At 28.6% G+C, this 19,587-nt stretch carries 14 protein-coding genes; 3 read left to right on the forward strand and 11 right to left on the reverse strand.

Translation table 11 applies throughout. From position 1 onward, the window contains the following. Window positions 1-528 precede the first annotated feature (528 nt). Window positions 529-2,268: an ATP-binding cassette domain-containing protein gene (locus tag GXK56_RS08155; RefSeq protein WP_160686969.1), complete on the forward strand. Its 1,740-nt coding sequence runs from the start codon at window positions 529-531 to the stop codon at window positions 2,266-2,268. 182 nt (window positions 2,269-2,450) lie between these two features. On the opposite strand, the gene GXK56_RS08160 is transcribed toward GXK56_RS08155, so the two are convergent. From GXK56_RS08160 to GXK56_RS28105, 3 genes are read right to left on the reverse strand one after another with little or no spacing between them, the layout of a single operon-like run. After that, window positions 2,451-3,860, reverse strand: coding sequence for a DUF5050 domain-containing protein (locus GXK56_RS08160; protein ID WP_160686970.1), 1,410 nt, complete (start codon window positions 3,858-3,860; stop codon window positions 2,451-2,453). A 13-nt stretch (window positions 3,861-3,873) separates the two neighbouring features. Then, window positions 3,874-4,539 carry an N-acetylmuramoyl-L-alanine amidase gene (locus tag GXK56_RS28100; protein WP_347707947.1) on the reverse strand — a complete coding sequence of 222 codons (666 nt, stop codon included), beginning with the start codon at window positions 4,537-4,539 and terminating at the stop codon, window positions 3,874-3,876. After that, a complete protein-coding gene (locus tag GXK56_RS28105; RefSeq protein WP_243156054.1) occupies window positions 4,527-4,970 on the reverse strand; it encodes a hypothetical protein in 444 nt (147 codons plus the stop codon). The genes GXK56_RS28100 and GXK56_RS28105 overlap by 13 nt, the downstream gene beginning before the upstream one ends. A 422-nt stretch (window positions 4,971-5,392) precedes the next feature. Here GXK56_RS28105 and GXK56_RS08170 point away from each other — a divergent pair, with 422 nt between their 5' ends. Then, the gene (locus GXK56_RS08170; RefSeq protein WP_160686971.1) at window positions 5,393-6,061 is read left to right on the forward strand and encodes a CAP domain-containing protein; all 669 of its coding nucleotides are present in this window, start codon (window positions 5,393-5,395) and stop codon (window positions 6,059-6,061) included. A 76-nt stretch (window positions 6,062-6,137) separates the two neighbouring features. Here GXK56_RS08170 and GXK56_RS08175 read toward each other — a convergent pair whose 3' ends face one another. Continuing rightward, window positions 6,138-7,037: a LysR family transcriptional regulator gene (locus GXK56_RS08175; RefSeq protein WP_160686972.1), complete on the reverse strand. Its 900-nt coding sequence runs from the start codon at window positions 7,035-7,037 to the stop codon at window positions 6,138-6,140. Window positions 7,038-7,314: 277 nt separating this feature from the next. Between GXK56_RS08175 and GXK56_RS08180 the strand changes: the two genes are divergently transcribed. Continuing rightward, window positions 7,315-7,875 (forward strand): nitroreductase, encoded by a 561-nt coding sequence (locus tag GXK56_RS08180; RefSeq protein ID WP_160686973.1) that lies wholly within the window; start codon window positions 7,315-7,317, stop codon window positions 7,873-7,875. A gap of 289 nt (window positions 7,876-8,164) precedes the next feature. Here the strand turns inward: GXK56_RS08180 and GXK56_RS08185 are convergent, their stop codons facing one another. The 7 genes from GXK56_RS08185 to GXK56_RS08215 all read right to left on the reverse strand — a co-directional run bounded on the left by GXK56_RS08185 (window position 8,165) and on the right by GXK56_RS08215 (window position 19,536). Continuing rightward, window positions 8,165-9,109 carry a DUF1848 domain-containing protein gene (locus GXK56_RS08185; protein ID WP_160686974.1) on the reverse strand — a complete coding sequence of 315 codons (945 nt, stop codon included), beginning with the start codon at window positions 9,107-9,109 and terminating at the stop codon, window positions 8,165-8,167. Window positions 9,110-9,283: 174 nt separating this feature from the next. Continuing rightward, window positions 9,284-13,714, reverse strand: a complete 4,431-nt coding sequence (locus GXK56_RS08190; RefSeq protein ID WP_160686975.1) for a hypothetical protein — start codon at window positions 13,712-13,714, stop codon at window positions 9,284-9,286. A 1-nt stretch (window position 13,715) separates the two neighbouring features. Continuing rightward, a complete protein-coding gene (locus GXK56_RS08195; protein ID WP_160686976.1) occupies window positions 13,716-14,450 on the reverse strand; it encodes a DUF6063 family protein in 735 nt (244 codons plus the stop codon). Continuing rightward, entirely contained in the window at window positions 14,437-15,954 is a 1,518-nt protein-coding gene (locus tag GXK56_RS08200) for a replicative DNA helicase (protein ID WP_160686977.1), read from the reverse strand. The genes GXK56_RS08195 and GXK56_RS08200 overlap by 14 nt, the downstream gene beginning before the upstream one ends. After that, window positions 15,944-16,942: a Wadjet anti-phage system protein JetD domain-containing protein gene (locus tag GXK56_RS08205; protein WP_160686978.1), complete on the reverse strand. Its 999-nt coding sequence runs from the start codon at window positions 16,940-16,942 to the stop codon at window positions 15,944-15,946. Before GXK56_RS08205 ends, GXK56_RS08200 begins: the two co-directional genes overlap by 11 nt. Window positions 16,943-17,211: 269 nt before the next feature. Further along, window positions 17,212-18,225, reverse strand: coding sequence for a pirin family protein (locus GXK56_RS08210; protein ID WP_160686979.1), 1,014 nt, complete (start codon window positions 18,223-18,225; stop codon window positions 17,212-17,214). Between the two features lie 354 nt (window positions 18,226-18,579). Beyond that, window positions 18,580-19,536 carry an NAD(P)-dependent oxidoreductase gene (locus tag GXK56_RS08215; protein WP_160686980.1) on the reverse strand — a complete coding sequence of 319 codons (957 nt, stop codon included), beginning with the start codon at window positions 19,534-19,536 and terminating at the stop codon, window positions 18,580-18,582. Between the last annotated feature and the right edge of the window lie 51 nt (window positions 19,537-19,587).

Genomic DNA, 19,587 nt, shown 5'->3' on the forward strand with positions numbered 1-19,587 from the left:
ATTGTAACAAGATTATACCATATTTTTCTTTATTATTTGCAATTTTTTGAGAATTATTCTCATAATAAAAAATAAATTTAGCTTAAGTAAGTTTAATTTGGATTATCTATGATACACAATAATATGTTTCTTATTCTATTATAAAATAAGTTTATTAACTTCTGAATTTGTGATACAATCAAGTGTAAAATTGCAAAAATACAATATAAATGATTATAATATTTAGCTTAATCCTATAAACACATTAAGGTAATAACTTAATACTTTTAGGTAGTTAGTTTAAATTTGGAGAAATATATGAATAATAAAAATATAGAGATGATCAAAAAGTTAATAGATGAAAAGAAATAAAAACGAAATAATGCTAAACCCAAAAAAGTTATAGGCAGAATGTTATTGCAATGTGGAAGATCAACTCAATAAAAATTTCACATGTAAGTGGATAACAATGACTGAACTTATTAATATTAAGTTCAGTCATTGTTACTTAAGAAATACCTAAGAATTATAAAGCGAGGTACTAATAATATGATAAAAATTAATAACTTATCCTACTCCTTTCCACAAAAAAATCTCTATAATAATATTTCTTTTACCTTAGAAGAAGACCAACATTGTGCTTTTATAGGTTCAAGTGGTAGTGGAAAAAGTACACTGATAGATATAATTATGAATCCTGATAACTATATGTTTGATGGCGACCTAGAGATAGCACCAAATTGTAAGATTGGATATGTAAGTCAATTTTCTAAACTAGACAATGCAGAAGAAACTACAGTTTTTGAGTATCTATGTGGAGATTATACTAAGCTTCAAGATGAAATAACTTGTCTTTGTGCTGAAATGGAAACATCTTCTGACATTGAAACTTTACTTGAAAAGTATCAAGAAGCCTTAGATACACTTGATGCAACCTTTGGAGATGATTTCGAAAGTGACCTTAATAAGAAATTAAATCTGGCAAATCTAAATAACCTTAAAGATTCTCTAATATCTGAACTTAGCGGTGGAGAATTTAAGCTTATTCAAGTGATTAAAGAAATGCTAAGTAGACCGAACGTAATGATTATGGATGAACCTGATGTATTTTTAGATTTTGAAAATCTTAATGCTCTTAGAAATCTAATTAATTCTTACAAAGGAATAATGCTTGTTATAACTCACAACAGATTTTTATTAAATCATTGTTTTAATAAAATTATACACTTGGAAAATTATGAGCTTCAAGAATTCGATGGAAGTTATATCGATTATAACTTCTCATTACTTCAAAGTAAAATTGAATTGCAAGAACTTTCTATTGCTGATGATGAAGAAATTGAAAGAAACGAACGCATTATCAAAAGACTAAGAGATAGAGCAGAAGTTACTGGTGAAACTGCTGCTGGAAGATATCTGAAAGCTAGAATGAAATTTCAAGAAAGATTAGAAGCTCGTAGAATAAAAATGCCATTTGTAGAAATTAAGCAACCTTATATCCGTTTAGCTACTGCTAATAAGGTGGAAGAAAAAATAGCTTTAAAAGTGAGTAATTACAGTGCTAGTTTTGATGATGTACTTTTAGAAAATGTTAACTTTGAGATTAATTCTAACGACAAAGTAGCTATCATAGGGTTAAATGGTACTGGTAAAACAACTTTACTTAAAGACATCTTCAAAAATAATCATCCAGCTATAGAAATAGCTCCTGACATTGAAGTAGCTTATTTATCTCAGCTTCAAGGAGAAATATTAAATGATTCTAATACAATATTAGAAGAATTTTTAGAAGCAGGCTTTGAAACTTATGATGATGCAAAATCATATCTTTCAAACTATGATTTTGATGAAGAATTAGTTGACCAAAAGATTGGATCTTTATCTGGTGGCGAAAAAAATATACTTCAATTAGCTAAAATTTCTGCAAGCAGAGCAAACATGCTGCTTTTAGATGAACCAACAAGCCATTTAGACACCTATTCACAAATGGCTCTTGAAAAAGCTATAGAAAGATATAATGGTGCAATTTTAATGGTGTCCCATGATTACTATTCTATAATAAATTGTGTTGATTATGTTTTACTTATTGAAGATAAAACAATTAGAAAAATGAATATTAAAAAATTCAAAAAGATGATTTATGCAAAATACTTTGATAAAAACTATTTAGAAATTGAACAAAAGAAAAAAGCTGTAGAAATGAACATAGCAGTTGCACTTCGAAATACTGATTTTGAACGAGCAAGAGAATTATCTGAAGAGCTTGAAGTGATTATTAAACAACTTTAAATTGATATATAAAAAATGAGTAGCTTTGATAATTTTATTTACATTATCAAAACTACTCTTCTTTTTGTCCTTTAACCCCCAAGGATATCATTAACCACCATATAGTTAGTGAAAATCCCTTGAACTCAATCTTTTATCTTCCTATTACATCTTTATATGGTAAGAAATTTTCTAATATAATATCATCTTTTGTAAAACATGCCATTAAAAAATATTTTATCCTTTAGAATCGTTATATTAGTTCCATACTCATTAGTAATTTTTTTAGATTTGCCTCCACTAACTGGAATTTTATAAAGCTTTTCATTGTCAGAATAATTTACATAATAAACATAATCATGACTTGCATTTATAAATGTAGCTTTGTTATTAGATAATTTTGCTTTCCCAGTCCCATCTCCATTTATTTTATATAACTTAAGGTTATCTGACTTATTACTATAGAATACAGTATCTTCCAGTACAGTCATGAATAAAGTTTCATCCTCACAAATTTTCGTATTCTCACTACCATCTAATTTCATTCTGTAGATTTTATATCCATCAGATATATTGGTGTAATAAATCCATTCATTACTTACAGTCATATCTTCTGTAGCAGTAGAATTAAGCTTTATTCTGCAAGAACCATCTAATGATAGCTTATATATATTATTTAAATCAATTGAATATGAGTTAGTTCTTTTAACATAATATATCCAATTTCCCTCTACAAACATATTACCTGTTGGCTCATTGGCTATACATGTGTCTTCTGTTCCATCTTTTTTAATTTTATTTATACTATGGTGAAAAGGATCTTTCCAATTGCTATAATAAATCCAGCCATCTACAAGATTAAGATTCCATACTCTATTGGGAATTACTTTTGTATTATAACTTAAGTCGCACCAATCCTTCCTAGGAGAGTCATTTTTCTTCATTTTATATAAATAATCAGGAGCTGCTCCGTAAACATCTCCAACTCTGTTTATATAATATATATAATCATCATCTTCAACAGCAATTCCATTATTTACAATATTACCTGATGAATTAGAAACCTTTGTATCATTATTTTTAGGAACATTTGAATTGTTATAGCAGGTAAAGTTAAAATTATATATTTTGTCATAAGCTCCATATGAGTTTTGATCTATTCCATTAGATGAAGCTTTCTTTACAAAAATCATAACTTTGTAATTACCTTCTGTTAGTGGATGACTATCTTCTATAATAAACTCCTTGTATGCAGGCATTGGATTTGAATATCCATTAGTTAATTCTGTGTATCTTTTATCATCTTCCTTAGCTATAAAAACTCTATATTGCACTGGATCATAGTTACCATAATCTGAATAAGCTCCGTCATACCTTGAGATCGTATTAATTTTAACTGTATCACCACTTATAACTGGATAATGGTCAACTCCTGCATATTCAACATAGGGGTTTTGCTTTTCAACTGATAATCCTGAAACAGTGCCAAAATCTGTATGTGCTAAATCTGTTCCCGATGTATCAGCTTTTGTACTAATGACACATGATATAAAAATTACTGCTACAATAGTAGTAACTAAAAAAATTTTATTAATAACCTTTGTTGATCTCATTTATCCACCCTCCTTAAGTTTCTTTATTAAAATATTTATCTACAGCTCTAAGTGATGCATCTGCAACTTTCTGACTATTAATTCTGTGCATCATCATCTTTGTATCACCATCATCACTCTGAACAGTACTTTCCATAAGCACTGCTGGGCACCATGCTGACGATAAAACTGCAAGATTTGGTCTATCCTGAAGTGGATAGGTATTAGTTTTTATAGTGCTGGATACTTCCCTCATAAGTATAGTAGCAAATTCTCTTCCTGGTTTTGGTGCAGTTGAATTATATAGCACCGTAGTTCCTCTAAACATATGAACACATTGCATACTAACATCTAGTGGAAGTGAATTATTGTGTATTGAAAAAAATAAATCTGCATTTAAAAGATTTGCTGGATCTGTTCTCTCCAATAATCCTACATTAACATCATCATCTCTGGTTATATATACACGATATCCTGCTTTTTCAAGATTTTCTTTTACTCTTTTAGATATATCTAAATTTAACTGCTTCTCATAAGTAAAATTAGCTGTCGTTCCAAGCTCTGAACCTCCATGACCGGGATCAATAATTATTATTTTAGAATTATCTTTAACTTTTTCTTCAAAAATAACATCTATAAAGGTTGTAAATTCATATTTATTATCTCCTAATTGAGAATATCTTCTTTTTACTGGATCGATCTAATATCTATTTTTCTAGCTGTCTCAATATGAACTTTTACTGTATTATTATCAAGTTTATCTAGCTTTATATCCTTTATATACTTATTGTCTTTCAAAATTGAATTAAAGTTATCAGCTGTACCAGTAACATCAACTTGTGAAATAGTTATTTCGACCTTATTGCCATTAATTGATTCAAAGTATTTAGGCTCTACTATATATTTTCTAATATCTCCTGCCTCAGATTCTGAACATGAACATGAAATTGGAATTCCTAGAGCTCCTTTATGCTCAACTTGATAATATTTAAAAGCATTCTGCTGTAAATCATACACTTTACAATTATTATCTTTTCTTGTATTAATAGTTTCTGCATTATAACAAGAAATAGGTAATATGAAAATACAGACTAATAACATTCCAAGGACCATACATATAAATTTTTTCATAAATATTTATCCTCACTAAATTTTTCTCTATATTGCAAATAGATTTTGATTCTATTTTTTCATAGATTGCTCTTAACTATTCATTTAACTTTAAACAGGCTCATGATTTCAAGTTCTCTAAGTTTGATAAATAACATTAACTATTATTAATCATTTCAAAATATTATTGGGGACTATCCCTTGCTCTGCAAGGTGTTTTCTAATATCATGGTGCATAAAGTACTATACAAGAACATACTCAAGAGATTTAGCGCCTATTTCATTTAAAAGACTTAATCAAGAAAATTATGTGTTGAATGTTGTCGAAAAGATGTTAATATAGAGACATGACCTCACTTGAATAAAGCAAACATTTAAAAAAATATTTATTATTCATATAAAATTCAAGTAGGCAAATAAAACATATAAAAGGAGAAAAACTTATGATGAAGAAATCTTTAAGAAGAATGGTAACAGCAGCTATTGTAGCTACAACAATTGGTAGTTTCTCATCAATAGGAGTATCTGCAGCAACTTTTGATTCAAATATAAATAATTATTACAATACAATTGCAAATAATTTCTTAAATACAGGTTTGGTTATTCCAAATAATATTACAAGCACAGATAATTTAAAAAGTAACACTGCTACTAATAATACTTCTACAAGTGAAAATTCAGTTTATGTACAGGGGTTAGCTACACTTCCAACAAATTATTCAATAAATGTACAAGACTCTGACGAGCAAAAGATCCTTGAATTAATGAATGCAAAAAGAACAGAAGCTGGTCTTAAGCCACTTACTATGGATAATACATTAGTACAAGTAGCAAGATATAAGAGTGATAATATGATACAAAATAACTTTTTTAGTCACACAAATCCAGATGGAACTAAGTGGACAAACCGGTTACAAACAATAGGATATAAATATACTACATCAGGAGAAAATATTGCTTATAATACTTATGACCCAGTTGAATTATTCAATCAATGGTGGAATTCACCAGGTCATAGAGCCAATATGATGAATACTTCCTATACTAAAGTTGGTATTGGAGTAATCCACGGAAACGGTAAGTATATGGGAACACAAACATTTTCTAATTAATAATTATTGATGAATTTGAAGCGACTAGTTACTTAATTATAATTTTGTAACTAGTCTCTTTACTTTTGAAATTTAATTAAAGCTCTAAGCTAGAGTTGGAGGTGGCTTCAATCACAAAGTCTTTAAACATTTGGGTAGAAGAAGGCATATTTCCATTTTTTCTCCATCCCATATGGATCGTCCTGTAACATTGCTGTTCTTTTATTTTTAGTATGGATACTTCATCTGTTTTTAAATTAGGAGTATTGGGAACAACTGAAATACCTAACCCTGCACTTACAAACCCTGTAACTACCATTGTACTTTCACTAGGTTTCATTATCACCTTTGGAGTAAAACCAAAACTTTGAAAGACAGAACATACTTTACTTTTTATCCTTTCTGAAAAGAACACAAAATTTTCGTTCTTTAAGTCCATTAATAATATTTCTGATTTGTGGGCAAGATGATGATTTTTAGGAACAATTATAACTAGTTCCTCTTTTTTTATTGGAATTGATTCTATTTCTTTGTACTTTTCACTTTCTTGCAATTCATCATAGAATCCTAAATCAAACGTTCCATTCACTAAGCCATTTAAAATATTTATGGTTGATTCCATGCAATATTCAAATTTTACATTTGGACATTTATTTAAAAAGTCACTTATAATCGTTGGTATAAAATTTGTTCCTATAGTATAAAGTGATGAAATTGAAATTGTCCCTGTAGATGGATTTACCATATCCTTCAGTTCCTGAATCCCTTCATTAATTTCCTTTATAGCCGTTTCTGCGCGTTTGAGAAATATACTGCCATATCTAGTCAATCTTATACTACGTCCATTTTTTTCAAATAAAGGCACATCAAGCTCTTCTTCTAATCTAGAAATGGCCTTGCTTAGGGCTGGCTGTGTTACCGAAAGTAATTTAGCTGCCTCAGTAAAATTCTCAGTTTCCGCTATTGTTTTAAAATACTCCAACTGCTGCCAGTTCATTATATGCCCCCTTAATATTTTGTCAGTAAATATTTAATAAAAATCAATAAGTCAATATACAAACTCATAACTAAAAGTTATGGATTAAATGAAAAAATTTAATTGGACTCAATTGAATTTTATTGATATTATTATATTGATTTATGAATTATATTTAATATTTCATAAGCAAATTATAAAATTTATTTATATGTTTGTCAAAATAAAGATATTGTCTATAGCTTCAGTTAAATACTTAGCCAACATTAAATTTCTTTAAATTGAAGGGAGAAAAATTATGAACGAAATAATCCAAAATATTTTAACAAGAAGAAGTGTAAGAACTTATAAGGAAGATCAAATTTCTGATGAAGATTTAAACACAATCCTTGAAGCTGCAAAATTTGCTCCAAGTGGAATGGGAAAACAAGACTGGCATTTTACAGCAGTGCAAAATAAAGAAAAAATTGAAAAGCTGATTTCTGCTATAAAAGAAGCTCTACAAAATTCTCCAGTTGAGCAATTAAAAAAGATGGGAAGCAATATTAATTTCAATCCCTTCTATAATGCACCAACTATAATAATCACAGCTTATGACAAAAACTCACTTACAAAAGTATCAGATTGCGCAGCTGCACTTGAAAATATTTTCTTAGCTGCCCATTCGCTTGATATTGGCTCATGCTGGATTCATATACTAGCAATCACAGGAGATGATCCTAAGGTTAGAAGCATACTTACAGAATTAGGCATTCCTGAAGATTATGAAGTATCTGGCACAGCAACTTTAGGCTTTAATAGTAAAGAAGCTCCAAAGGCTGCTCCAAGAAAAGAAGGAACTGTTAATATTGTAAAATAAAATTAAAGCTGAGGCTTTCTAAATTTAGAGAACCTCAGCTCATAAAAGTGGAATACCACCACAATGGCGACTATGAAAACTCATTCAAGTAATAAAGATATTTCTTAGCTAGATATTATTTCTGTGTAATTGTGAATTAAGTTATTATGGTTATAGCAGAGACCACAACTACAACGTGTATCTCCAAATTTCAAGTCGTAAGCATCTGAAAGTTCTACATTAACTTTAATAACCTTTTCTGCAAAATCTGACTGTTCCTTTGCTACTTCTAGTAGCTTATCTGCCTTAACTAAGGCATTTCCAGTTTGATTTGCTCTTCTTTTACTATAAAGGAGTTTATTTCTCTATCCGTAATTTTTTCATTCCCAGTTAAATTGCCAATAAGCAAAGACGAGTTAACATCATGTTCTAGAATTTGTTTTTCAACAGTTTCTTTGCTAAAATTGGCATAGCAATATAAGCAGTTGTGCTTGCAGCTATTATATGCACCCATATCTATGCTTTTTACGCAACCACAAACCTCTCTCTGATTTGGATCTTTCTGAGCATTAATATTACAGCCTAAAAGCTTAGAGATTAATTTATCATCTATGCATTTACCATGATTAATTCCGAATTTATCTAATGGTATTTCCTCTGAACAAGACTCTAAAATCAAATTGTATTTAAATGCTATTTTAGAAAGTCTATCTGCCATTTCTTCCATATCACTTTTAAGTAATGATGTTACTTTTATTTCTTTCATATTCAGCTCAGTCTTTTTATATAAATCCAGGAAACTAATAACACATTTATCTGTGCAATTACATAATTTTTGTGCAAGATATTCAAACCACTTATAATGATATTCTTTAGTATAAATATCAGTTAATATTATAGGATCATACCTCCATACTACTTTTTCCTTACCTATCCTTTCAGATAATTCAATGAAGGTGTCAATAATGTGTTTTTTCCTTGGAACATTGGGTTCTAAGGATTTATCATAAGGGGTAAGGGTAAATTGGAAGTAATAATTATAGCCTTTTAAGAGTTCTAATTGGTTTAACATAGGTTTTGGATTTTTAGTCCAAAACACAATGCAATCAATGACACTTGGATTTATATCTACCCTGCTTATTTGATGTGGATTCATAGGATTTTTCACTAAGAAAAAACCTTCTTCAAGTCTATTAAAAAACCATTTGCTATAGAATGCAGGTATATCTGTTCTTCTGCTTACACTTAAAATCACAAGCTCACCTCCTCTAAAACATGATTTATATTTAAAGGTTAAGGAGTATCTTTTTAAATACTCCTTAAATTTAAATACGTGAGTTTCGCATAAACTATAGTCTATATTTCATATAACAACAATTTATCCTAACTTGTACATGGTAAATTTAAACAGGGGTCTGACCCCTGTTAATTAAAACATGGTCATTTGATTAACTTGGCCAAGCCTTTCTAATTTTTCTGAATCTGCATCCTTTAGGAAAGCTTTTTTAATTTCTCTTTCATTTGTTAGAATTTGACTGTTTCCATTTTCACTACTTCTAAGCTTACAGCTATATACAATAGGAAAATATGTCCTTATAAACTTTCCTTCTGCATGCGCTGTTAAAGCTATAATTTGAAATCCCAACTGCTCTGCAATGAAAAATACTGGATCAAGTACATGATCACTTGAGGCTTTACCAAATGGATTATCAACAATAACTGTTCTATAATGACTCTTTAATGGAATTATTTGTTTTCTTTTTTCAGCAACATAGTTAAGTATTCCTAAGAATAAAGCCATGTTTTTACTCCATTTCTCTCCTCCAGACCATGAATTAGATTCTTCCCATGAAAATGGCATACTGCTCATTTTACCATCATTAGTTACTTTTCTGCACTTTACAGTAATCTTCTTATGATTCATTACAATAGGAAGCAACTGCTTTGATTGAAGCCATTTTTCAATAGACTTCTTAACTTTTTCTTGATTTTCAACTCCATTCTCATCTCGGTATTCTTCACCTTCAAGTTTTTTTAGAATCCAGTTTATATGATTATAAAGCTCTAATTTTCCATCTTTCTCATTCCAATCGGGCACATTAAACAAATAAATTTCTTTCCAATTATCTTCAATTTTAATCTTAGTTTTCTTAGGAATTGTTTTTAGTTCTTGAGCCATAATTACTAAATATGAGTGCAGGTGATTTATAAACTGCTTCATTTCTTCATCGTGTTCACGCATATCATTTTCTAGCAATTCTATTGTTCTATTTATACGTTCACTCATTATATTCTGCCATTCAATAATATCTTTATAGCTTTTTCTATAATTCACACCATCAACTGCCATTTTCTTTAATTTGACATCTAATATTTTATTTTCACAGAAATTTAAAAACTTTTCCCTTTGCTCCTTAGTTTCTTCAAATTTTACCTCTAACTGTTTTTGTACTTTTGCTATGTGCTTAGAAATTTTATCTACTATCTCTTTTTTCTTATATGAGAAATTATTTTTTACTTCTTCCTTTAATTCAATTTCTTTAATAGCTTCATTTAAAAAAGGATATCCTGCATTACATAGTTCTAATTTTTTTGTAACCTCATCTAATTCCATTTTTTCTTCATTTACTCTTTTTTCTTCTACCTGAAGCTTTTGACTCTTTTCTTCCAAAACTTTTTTTTCATTATTTAAAAGTTCTTCCACCTCTTCTAAGGCTTCATTAAATATTATTAGATTTTCATAATTTTTTTCATAATCCTCTTTTTTAGTTTCATATATAGTTCTACTCTTTTCATAGTTCTTACTTAGCTGCTCATATTCTTGTTTTTCTAAACTTATGAGTTTCTTTAAGTCATTAATTTCGTCCAAGAGCTTACTTATTTCATCATTATTCACTATGCCTATAAATTCTTCATCTATTTCAATTTCAAGACCTTTTTTAAAGTTTTCCAAATCCTTATATAATGATGTTACTCTTTTTTGTCTTTCGTTAAACTCATCTTCTAAACTCTTTCTGCTTTTCTGCTTATTTTCTAATTTATCCTTTAAAGTTTTTCTAATATCAATTAAAGCTCCTATGGTCTTACTTGAACTTTGAGGCATTGCTTCTTTAACCTCATTATAAAAATCATTTAATTTAACATTCTCTCTGCTATTTTTTACTGTACTTAATTCATTTATCAGTTCTTGTTTAATTTCGTTTTTATATTTAATATCACTTTGAATTTTTTTTATTTGAATACTTAAAATTTCAATTTCACTTTTTAGTTTTTTTATATCTATAATAAGTTTTTTATTCTTATTATTCTTAATAAAATATTCATTAGCTTTATCAAGCTTCTTTTCTATATCTGCTCTTCCTTCTCTGCAATTTAAAAGTTCTGCATCAATTTTCCTAAGCTCTATAGCTATATCCTCTAGTCTTTTTTCAAATTGCTTTATAGCTTTACCAACTGAATTTTTATTTAAATCCACTTCCTCAAGAAGCTTTCTCGCATTGGTAAATTCTTCATATGAATTTACCTCATAGAAATTTTTTAAATCTTTTAATAAAGCATCCGCAATTATATATTCCTTTTCTTTTTCTACTCTTTGTTTTTTAGCTTGTTCAGCCTTTTCATTTATTTCTTTTCTGTAGGTTTCAAAAAAATTCTGTGTAATATTATCCTTCCATGGAGCCGGCACAACAATATTATCTCTATTAAAAGCTTTATCACCAACAAGTATGTCTCTGGCTTCTTTTTCATCTAAAACTATTACTGGATTTATTAATTTATCTAAGATTTTGTTTAGCTTTTCATTTAATTTTTCTTTTTCTTTCTCAGAAACTACTAAGGTTATAGCCCAATATGGAAATTTATCTAAATAAACTATTTCTGATAAATTACTATTTTGGGCAGCTCTTTGGATATAAATAGTTCCACTTTCAATATAATCAAATTGATTTCTCCAAGAAATAAGCCATTTTTCTAGAGCCGCATCTGCAGTGTAATATTCACTTTCTTTATAATCATCAAGCCATCTATAGGAAATTCGCTCTTCAAGTATAGCTTTTTCTTTATTTTCTCTAGCCCTTTCAAGAAAATTCTCTAATTGATCGATTATGCTTACTTCTTTAGAATGCAGTGCTTCTACACCATAAAAACTATTTTTAAACTCTTTCAATCTTCTAACTAAAACCTCTTCTTCAGTTCTTATCTTATTTAGTTTTGAAGTTAATTCTATACTTTGTGTTTTAAGACTATCATATTCTTCACGCGAATTATCTAATAAGCTTTTCACTTGAATTTCTTCATTATTTAATTCACTTTTTTTCTTTTCATTATCAAAGATTTTTTTCTCTAATTCTGATAAACTATTTTTCCATTCACTAACCTTATCTTCAACATTTTCTTGTATTTTATCAAATAAGATTTCTTTTTTAATCCTATCCATATCGTCTTCTAAAGTTTTACTTTGGCCTTCTAAACTACTTTTATTCTTTTCTAAATCTTTTTCTTCCTTTAAGTTTTCTTGTAACTCTTCTTCTCTTTCACCTATTTCAAGGCTTTCATTATTTATTTGACTTTCTATAACTTGGATTTCTTTGCTTAGTTTATCTTCCTCTTCTAAGTAGTAACCTCTTATTTCACTTGCATTTACTATTAATTCATCTTTAATGTCAGCTACTTCTTCATCTTTATCTAAATCGTCTATTTGAACCTTATTAAGCTGGGCTAATTCTTCTTCCTCCTTAATCTCATTCTTAAACTTCAAAACATTTAAATTAGAATATCTTTTATCCTTTTCTAATTTTCTGTTTAATATTTTATTATACTCATCTTCTTTTATTTTATAAACAACTTCTTTATTGTTCATATCTTTTTCTAAAACGGCTAAGCTATAAGAAGCTTCCTTTTGTTTTAAGCTTTTCTCCTGAGCATTGACAGTATGTATTTCATTAATTATTTTAGAAAGCTTTTCATCATTTAGCTTTTGCTCTTTTTTAGCTAATTCGTATAATGCTTTTAGCTCTTCCTTTGTTTCTATTACTTTAGTATTAATCCCATCATACTCTTTATAGTAATTTATATACGTTCCAACTTGATTTTCAACTTGTCTACTTTCATCAATTCTAGCCTTTAGTTGATTGTATTCTTTAAAATGCTCTCTTTGTTTTTCAAAGGTTTCAGCAAATTCCTTTGTTCCACCTCCTGCTAAAGCTTCTTCAACCGTTGGAATCAAAAGATTATCAACTAATTGCCCCATTGTCTTACAAGCATCAAAAAAGCTTTCAACTCCACCTTCTGCGCCATTTATATCTGCAATTCTTTCCCATTCCTTTGGAATAATTTTAAACTTATCTTCTATGTATTTATTATATTCACGTTTTACTTTAAAGACTTTTGCATTAATTCTATTTTTATTCATATTAGAATAATAGTCTTCCATTTCATCTTTATTAGCAGGTCTAAAATTCCCAGTTGCATTTTTTACTTTGAAAGGAAGTTTTTCTATTGTTTCATCATCATCTTCCTCGTATTCATAAACATATTTTAAAGAATCCACTAAACCTTTATTCATGAACAAAGTTACTGCTGTTAATGCATATCTTCTAGGCCTTTCATTTATAATCCATTCTATTGCAATATGTGCAGTATTATTTTCAAGCATTAAAGTATTTTTTATTTTTCTATCTGCTAGCTCTTGGTTTGGTAATATTGCTTGAATTGCTGTTTGGATGAATACAGTCTTACCTCCGCCATTTTCTAAAAGAATAGCTGCATTTTCTCCATCAAACTGAAAAATATCATCATTATATCTTTTTTGTCCATTTTCATATACTACATTAGTGAACCTTATCTTTGATATAGCTGGCATTTTACTCACTCTCCTTCTTATCAAGATTGTACATAAAATCAAGTATCCCTCTATTATAATCATATTCCATATAGTATCTTTGAATTATTGTTTTTGCTTTTTCTGTAAGTTCCAATTCTTCATTTCCAATATCTCTAATGAGCTCCTGAGATTCTAAAAAGTTCTTTACACTATTCAAAAAGCTCTTTCTACTTATAGTTCTTGCATTTTGTACCTTTACGGTTTCTTTTATCTCATCCATATCAAGCCATTTCTCTATAATTAAAGACCAATTATAATCATATTCTCTATCTAATTCTTTTAATTTATCTCCATTATGTTCCTTCAAACTTGAAATTCTATCATTTAAACTTTCTAGCCAATCTGAAATATTAATAAAATCTCTTGTAGACTCTATTGTTTGATAACTATCATAAAATTCCCCAAACAATACTATTATTGAAACATACATAAGATAAATGTCTAGGTTAACTGATTTTGAAGGCAGGTAATCTTTCTTAATAGCTTCATTAGATACATGGAATATGGAATCTTTAGAAATTGGAACAAGATATATAAACTCTCCTGTTAGAAAAATTGTACAATCCACTTCTTTAGAAAACTGATCCACCAATCCCCTAATCATGTCATCAGATATGTATTGACGTAATTCATCCTTTTCACCATAACCATTTTTAGCCAATATAGAATATATTTTAAATGCTTGAATCACTTGCTCATTGCTATAAGTTATCATCTTTATCCTCCAACTTTAAAACCATATTTTTTATTGTGAACCTTTTTGTAACTTTTAAAACATCACTTAATTCTTCAACATACAGCCTGTATCCTTTTGCTGAAAATATATCATAAGCTTTTCCCATAAGCTCTTCTTCTTCATTATCTTCTATTTTCATAGTTATTGGTGACTTTTGATGAAGAATAATCCAAAAATCATAAAAAGAACGCTCATTTATTATTTCTTCATCATTACTCGCTTTTACAAATTCAATCAACTCTTCTATTGTAATTCTATTTACTTCTTTATAATCTAAAGCTTTTAATATTACTTCAGCAACGCTTTTATATTTACCGCTTTGTATTTCTATTTCCTCTTTTATTTTTTCCTTGCTTAGAACATTTAAAAATTCATCACTCTTTTCCTCTTTTTCAGTATTCTCAATTCTCTGCTTTGAAAATACGGATATTGGTGACCACGTAGTTTCACTTCCCAAATATAAAAACGGTTCTATTAATCTTCTAGTACTATTTAAAGGAAGTGGCGATGAAAAAATTCTGCTTACAATTTCCTGATTAAAGTTAAAAGAATTTATTCCTATGTAATATAAAGATTCTTGAGCTGCTTGAAGAGCTGAAGTTTTAAGTAAAATACTCTCTTTTAATAGCTTTCTATGTTCATAATGTACTTCATCTAATTCCTTATCTATTTTTATTATTAACTCAAAGGCTTTTTTATCTTCAGCCTTATTCATTTCATTAGCAATTTTTTCTTTAGTGTCTTTTACAAAGGTTCTTAACTCTTCAAATTCTTCATTCTCATGAGTTAATCTATCATTAATGTCACCTATTATATTCTTATATCTTTCAAATGTTTCACTTGAAACTATATTTCTATTAACTTCATGCTTTATTCTAAAAATCCTATCATAAAGATTTTTAACATCTAGATTCATCTCATCAATTTGCCTAAGTGCTCCTATAAATTCACCTTTTTCAAGCTGTTTTCTTAATATAAGCTGATTAATTGATAATTGAAATTCATTAAAATACTCCTTAGTTGCAAATATTAACTCTAAGCCTTGCTCATCTAAGGTGTAATATTGAGTATTTGTTTCTAAATCAGCTTTATCCGCTTTCAAAATAGAATATTGTACAATATCTTCTTTTCTTGTCTCATAGTTATAAAAAGTCTTAAAATTCCTTTTCCCATTTGGTGGTCTAAAGGTTTCTATAATAGTCCTAGCTATCTTTAAAAAATCCTCATTTTCCAAATCAAATTGTTCTTCATTAACTATTTGTAAGTACTCTGCCACATCCTTAACCCCAACTTTTCTATTTCTAATAAGCATATTTTCAAAGAAAAACAGCAGAGTTAATAATCCAAAACTAAAGTAGTCAACCTTATTATCACTTCTATCTTTTAGCTTTTTTTCATTAAGTGCATATAATGGGTCAAATAATGCTAATCTTTGTATTCTCTCATGATAATTTTCAACTACATTATTTACATTAATCTTCACACATTCCACTCCATATCCTTTTTAAATCTTCTTTATTTAAACCTTCTTGTGGTAAATAACCACCATTATTTATCATGTTCAGCAAAACTTCTTTTTCTGCTTCTGTAAAAAACTTCGAAAAATTATTTATAGCTTCCTCGTTTCTCTTTTGATTTTTCTTTCCTATACTATAATCTTTTTTAAGCAGCTCTCTATAGAAGTCAACAGCTATATTTATCTTCATTTTTTCATTTAACGAATTCCATATGGAAATACCTTCTTTATCTATATCGCCAAAATACATGAATTCATTTTTGTCTTTCAAATTAAGCTGTTTATCTATCATGTAATAGTTAGAAACTATCTTCCAGCCACAACCATAAATAAGCGTAGTATAATCAGTTTCTCTCAAAATGTCCATAAGTGCCAAAAAAGTTGCTTTATTTTCAACAATAAGATGATAATGCACTGGCTTCTCAAACCCTTTTTGATTTACAGCCAGCATTAATGGATCTGAATCATTTACAATTTTAAGTTTATCCCATACTTTTATCCTTTCTAATAACCTTTTGCCATTCTTTTCATCTATCCACTTTTCATCACCTAAAATATTAAAAGATCTTTCTTGAGATGTAACATAGCTCTCAGGAAAGCCATTATTCACAAGGTAATCATTAACTGCTTGTACTAATGGAAGCTCCTTATGAAATATTTCTTCTGATAATTTAAAATACTCTCCCAAATCGATTTCTTTAACTAGTTTTAAAATATAATTATTTATTTCATCTATTTTATTTTTTTTAAGATTATAATGATTAATACAATAATTTAACGCTAAACCATTGATTTTACTGCCTTTCTCGATTAATATCTCCTCATAAACCAGCTTCTTTATGCTTGCCACAAAATTTTCATAGTCCATACTTCCATCTGGCAACTTTTCCAAATCACTTAATTTAATTGTTTTCTTTTTATAGGATTTTAAATATTCAACAAATTTGTCATACATATGTCTTTCCCCTTTGACAATTTAGCTTCCTAAGATTTAAAAATATTATCTTGATTTAACCTCATAATCTGTAAGAAATCCTAAATTAATTATATCATATTATTTCCTTAAAATAGTTGAAGTCAAAGGATTTACATACAATATTAGCATATTCAACATGTAAAAAATAGGAGTTTAATTTAACATAAACTCCTATAAATTCATTCTTTAAATAAATTACAAGAGCTAATAACTATACATTTAGTAAGTTATTAACTCTTATTTATATATTATTTATATTCTGTTTTACCATCTGGATACTGTGCAAATCTTCCTTTTTCTCTTGGATGGACGAAATCATCACGATCCCATGGCCATCCTCCAAAGCCAGTACTCCTATAATCAGCAAATGCATCTCTGATTTCTTGTTCAGAATTCATTACAAAAGGTCCATAACTTACAACAGGTTCGCCAATTGGTTCTCCCTCTAAAAGAAGAAGATAGCTTTCCTTTTGACCATTTTTTATTTCTATTATTTCATCTCCTGCAAGTTTTACACTATGATAGACCTCAACACTTGTTTCATCAATATTTATTTTATCTCCTTCATAGAAATAAACAGTTCTGTTTAATGTAGAAGATACTTTAGGAAGCTCTATACTAACCTCAGGTTCCATTCTAATAAGCCATATTCCTACATTGTTGTCCTTATTCCTCGCCCATGAATTAGGTGAAGAATCCAAGCTTTTAGTACCATTATACGAGCCTGCAATTAGCCTTACAGTACTTGTTTTACCTAAATCATTTTTAGATTCTATAACTGGTATATCTTCTGACCAAAGCATTTTATAATTAGGATCAACAAACTTGTCTTTCTTAGGTAAGTTCATCCAAATTTGAAATAATTCTAATGGATTATTTTTATCTTTATTAATTAACGGAAACATTTCTGTATGATTACAGCCTTTACCCGCAGTAAGCCACTGTACATCTCCAGGACCATATCTTCCTGTAGCACCTGCTGAATCAGCATGATCGACATATCCCTCTAACACTATTGTGACTGTTTCAAACCCTCTATGTGGATGCTGTGGAAATCCTGGAATAGTATCACCGTGGTACATATTCCAACCATCTCTTCCCTGAAAATCGCTCCCAATATTCCTACCTGCTAGAGAAGCATTTGGTCCAAGCTCATCATTGCCTTTTGGATAAGCATCCTTATGATGTGCGCAAAATATGAAAGGATCACTTGTATTCCATTGGGAAGTTAGTTTATTTATTTTAAGTATTTTATTTTTCATTTCCTTTACCTCCTTAAACTTTATTATATTGAAATATTCTATTAATTCACCTGTAAATAATGTGAAAGGTTATCAATTAATAATAATTATCTTCTAATTTAATTTTATCATAACTTTTTTTACTTGTATATTGTTTAAGGATATTTCAAAAATTTCAATGATTATAAAGATTTTCTTTATCTATAAAATCCTCCAGTTACATTTAGAATCTTGCTAAAATAATTTTTTCAATTCTAAGTTATAAAAAATAGAAATAGACTATCTATCTTTTGAAAAATAGACAGTCTGTTTAAAATCTAAGAAAAATATTCTATTCTTCTGTTAATACAATTTTTAGAAAATACTACTATAATGCTAATGAACAATATTAATAGGACTTCCATTTATAAATCCTTCAATGTTATCAGCCAATAAATTTAAAAGTCTTTGTCTTGATTCAAGGCATCTCCAGCCTATATGAGGAGTAAGAATAACATTCTTCATATTAAATAGCGGATTATTCAATTCTGGTGGTTCTTGTTCCTGAACATCAAGAGCTGCTCCAGCAATTTTATTATTTTTAAGAGCTTCAATTAAATCCAGTTCATTTATAATTGCACCTCTTGAAGTATTTATAATGCAAGCTTGTGGTTTCATAAGTTCCAATGTAGACTTATTTATTAAGTACTTTGTATCCTTAGTTAAAGGACAATGTAAAGTAACAAAATCGCTCTCCTTAAGAAGTTCTTCAAAACTAACGAATTTAATGGTTGTATCACCTAAATCCTTTGGAGTTCTGCTATATACAAGTATGTTCATTCCTAAAGCTTTAGCAACTTTCATTACCTGCTTACCAATAGTACCTGCACCAATAACTCCAAGAGTTTTGTTTTGAATTTCAAAGTGAGGTACTTGAAGATACTTTGTGAAGTTATCATAATTTTTATTTTCGATCATCCTTTGTTGCTCTGCTAATGATGAAGTTAAGTTCAATATAAATGTGATAACTAACTGAGCTACAGCTTCACTGCTATAACCTGGCACATTACATACGGCTATATTTCTTTCTTTTGCAGCTTCAATATCAATATTATTATAACCAGTACCAGCTTCACAAATTAATTTAACACTAGGAGGAAATTTCTCAATTAAGTCTCTCCCTATTATCATCTCTTTTGCAATTACAATTTCTTGATCCTTAACTCTGTTCAAAATATTATCATTACTGCTATCTTCATATTTAGTAACTTTACCTAATTCATCTAATAATGAAAAATCAAGTTTGTTATCAAAATTTATTTTACTTGAATTAAGAAATACAATATTATTCATTTATCTTCCCTACTTTACTATTAATTTATTTTTTATACCTTTATAATAGGT

The sequence above is a fragment of the Clostridium sp. C2-6-12 genome, assembly GCF_009928485.1.
Taxonomy (GTDB): Bacteria; Bacillota; Clostridia; order Clostridiales; family Clostridiaceae; genus Clostridium.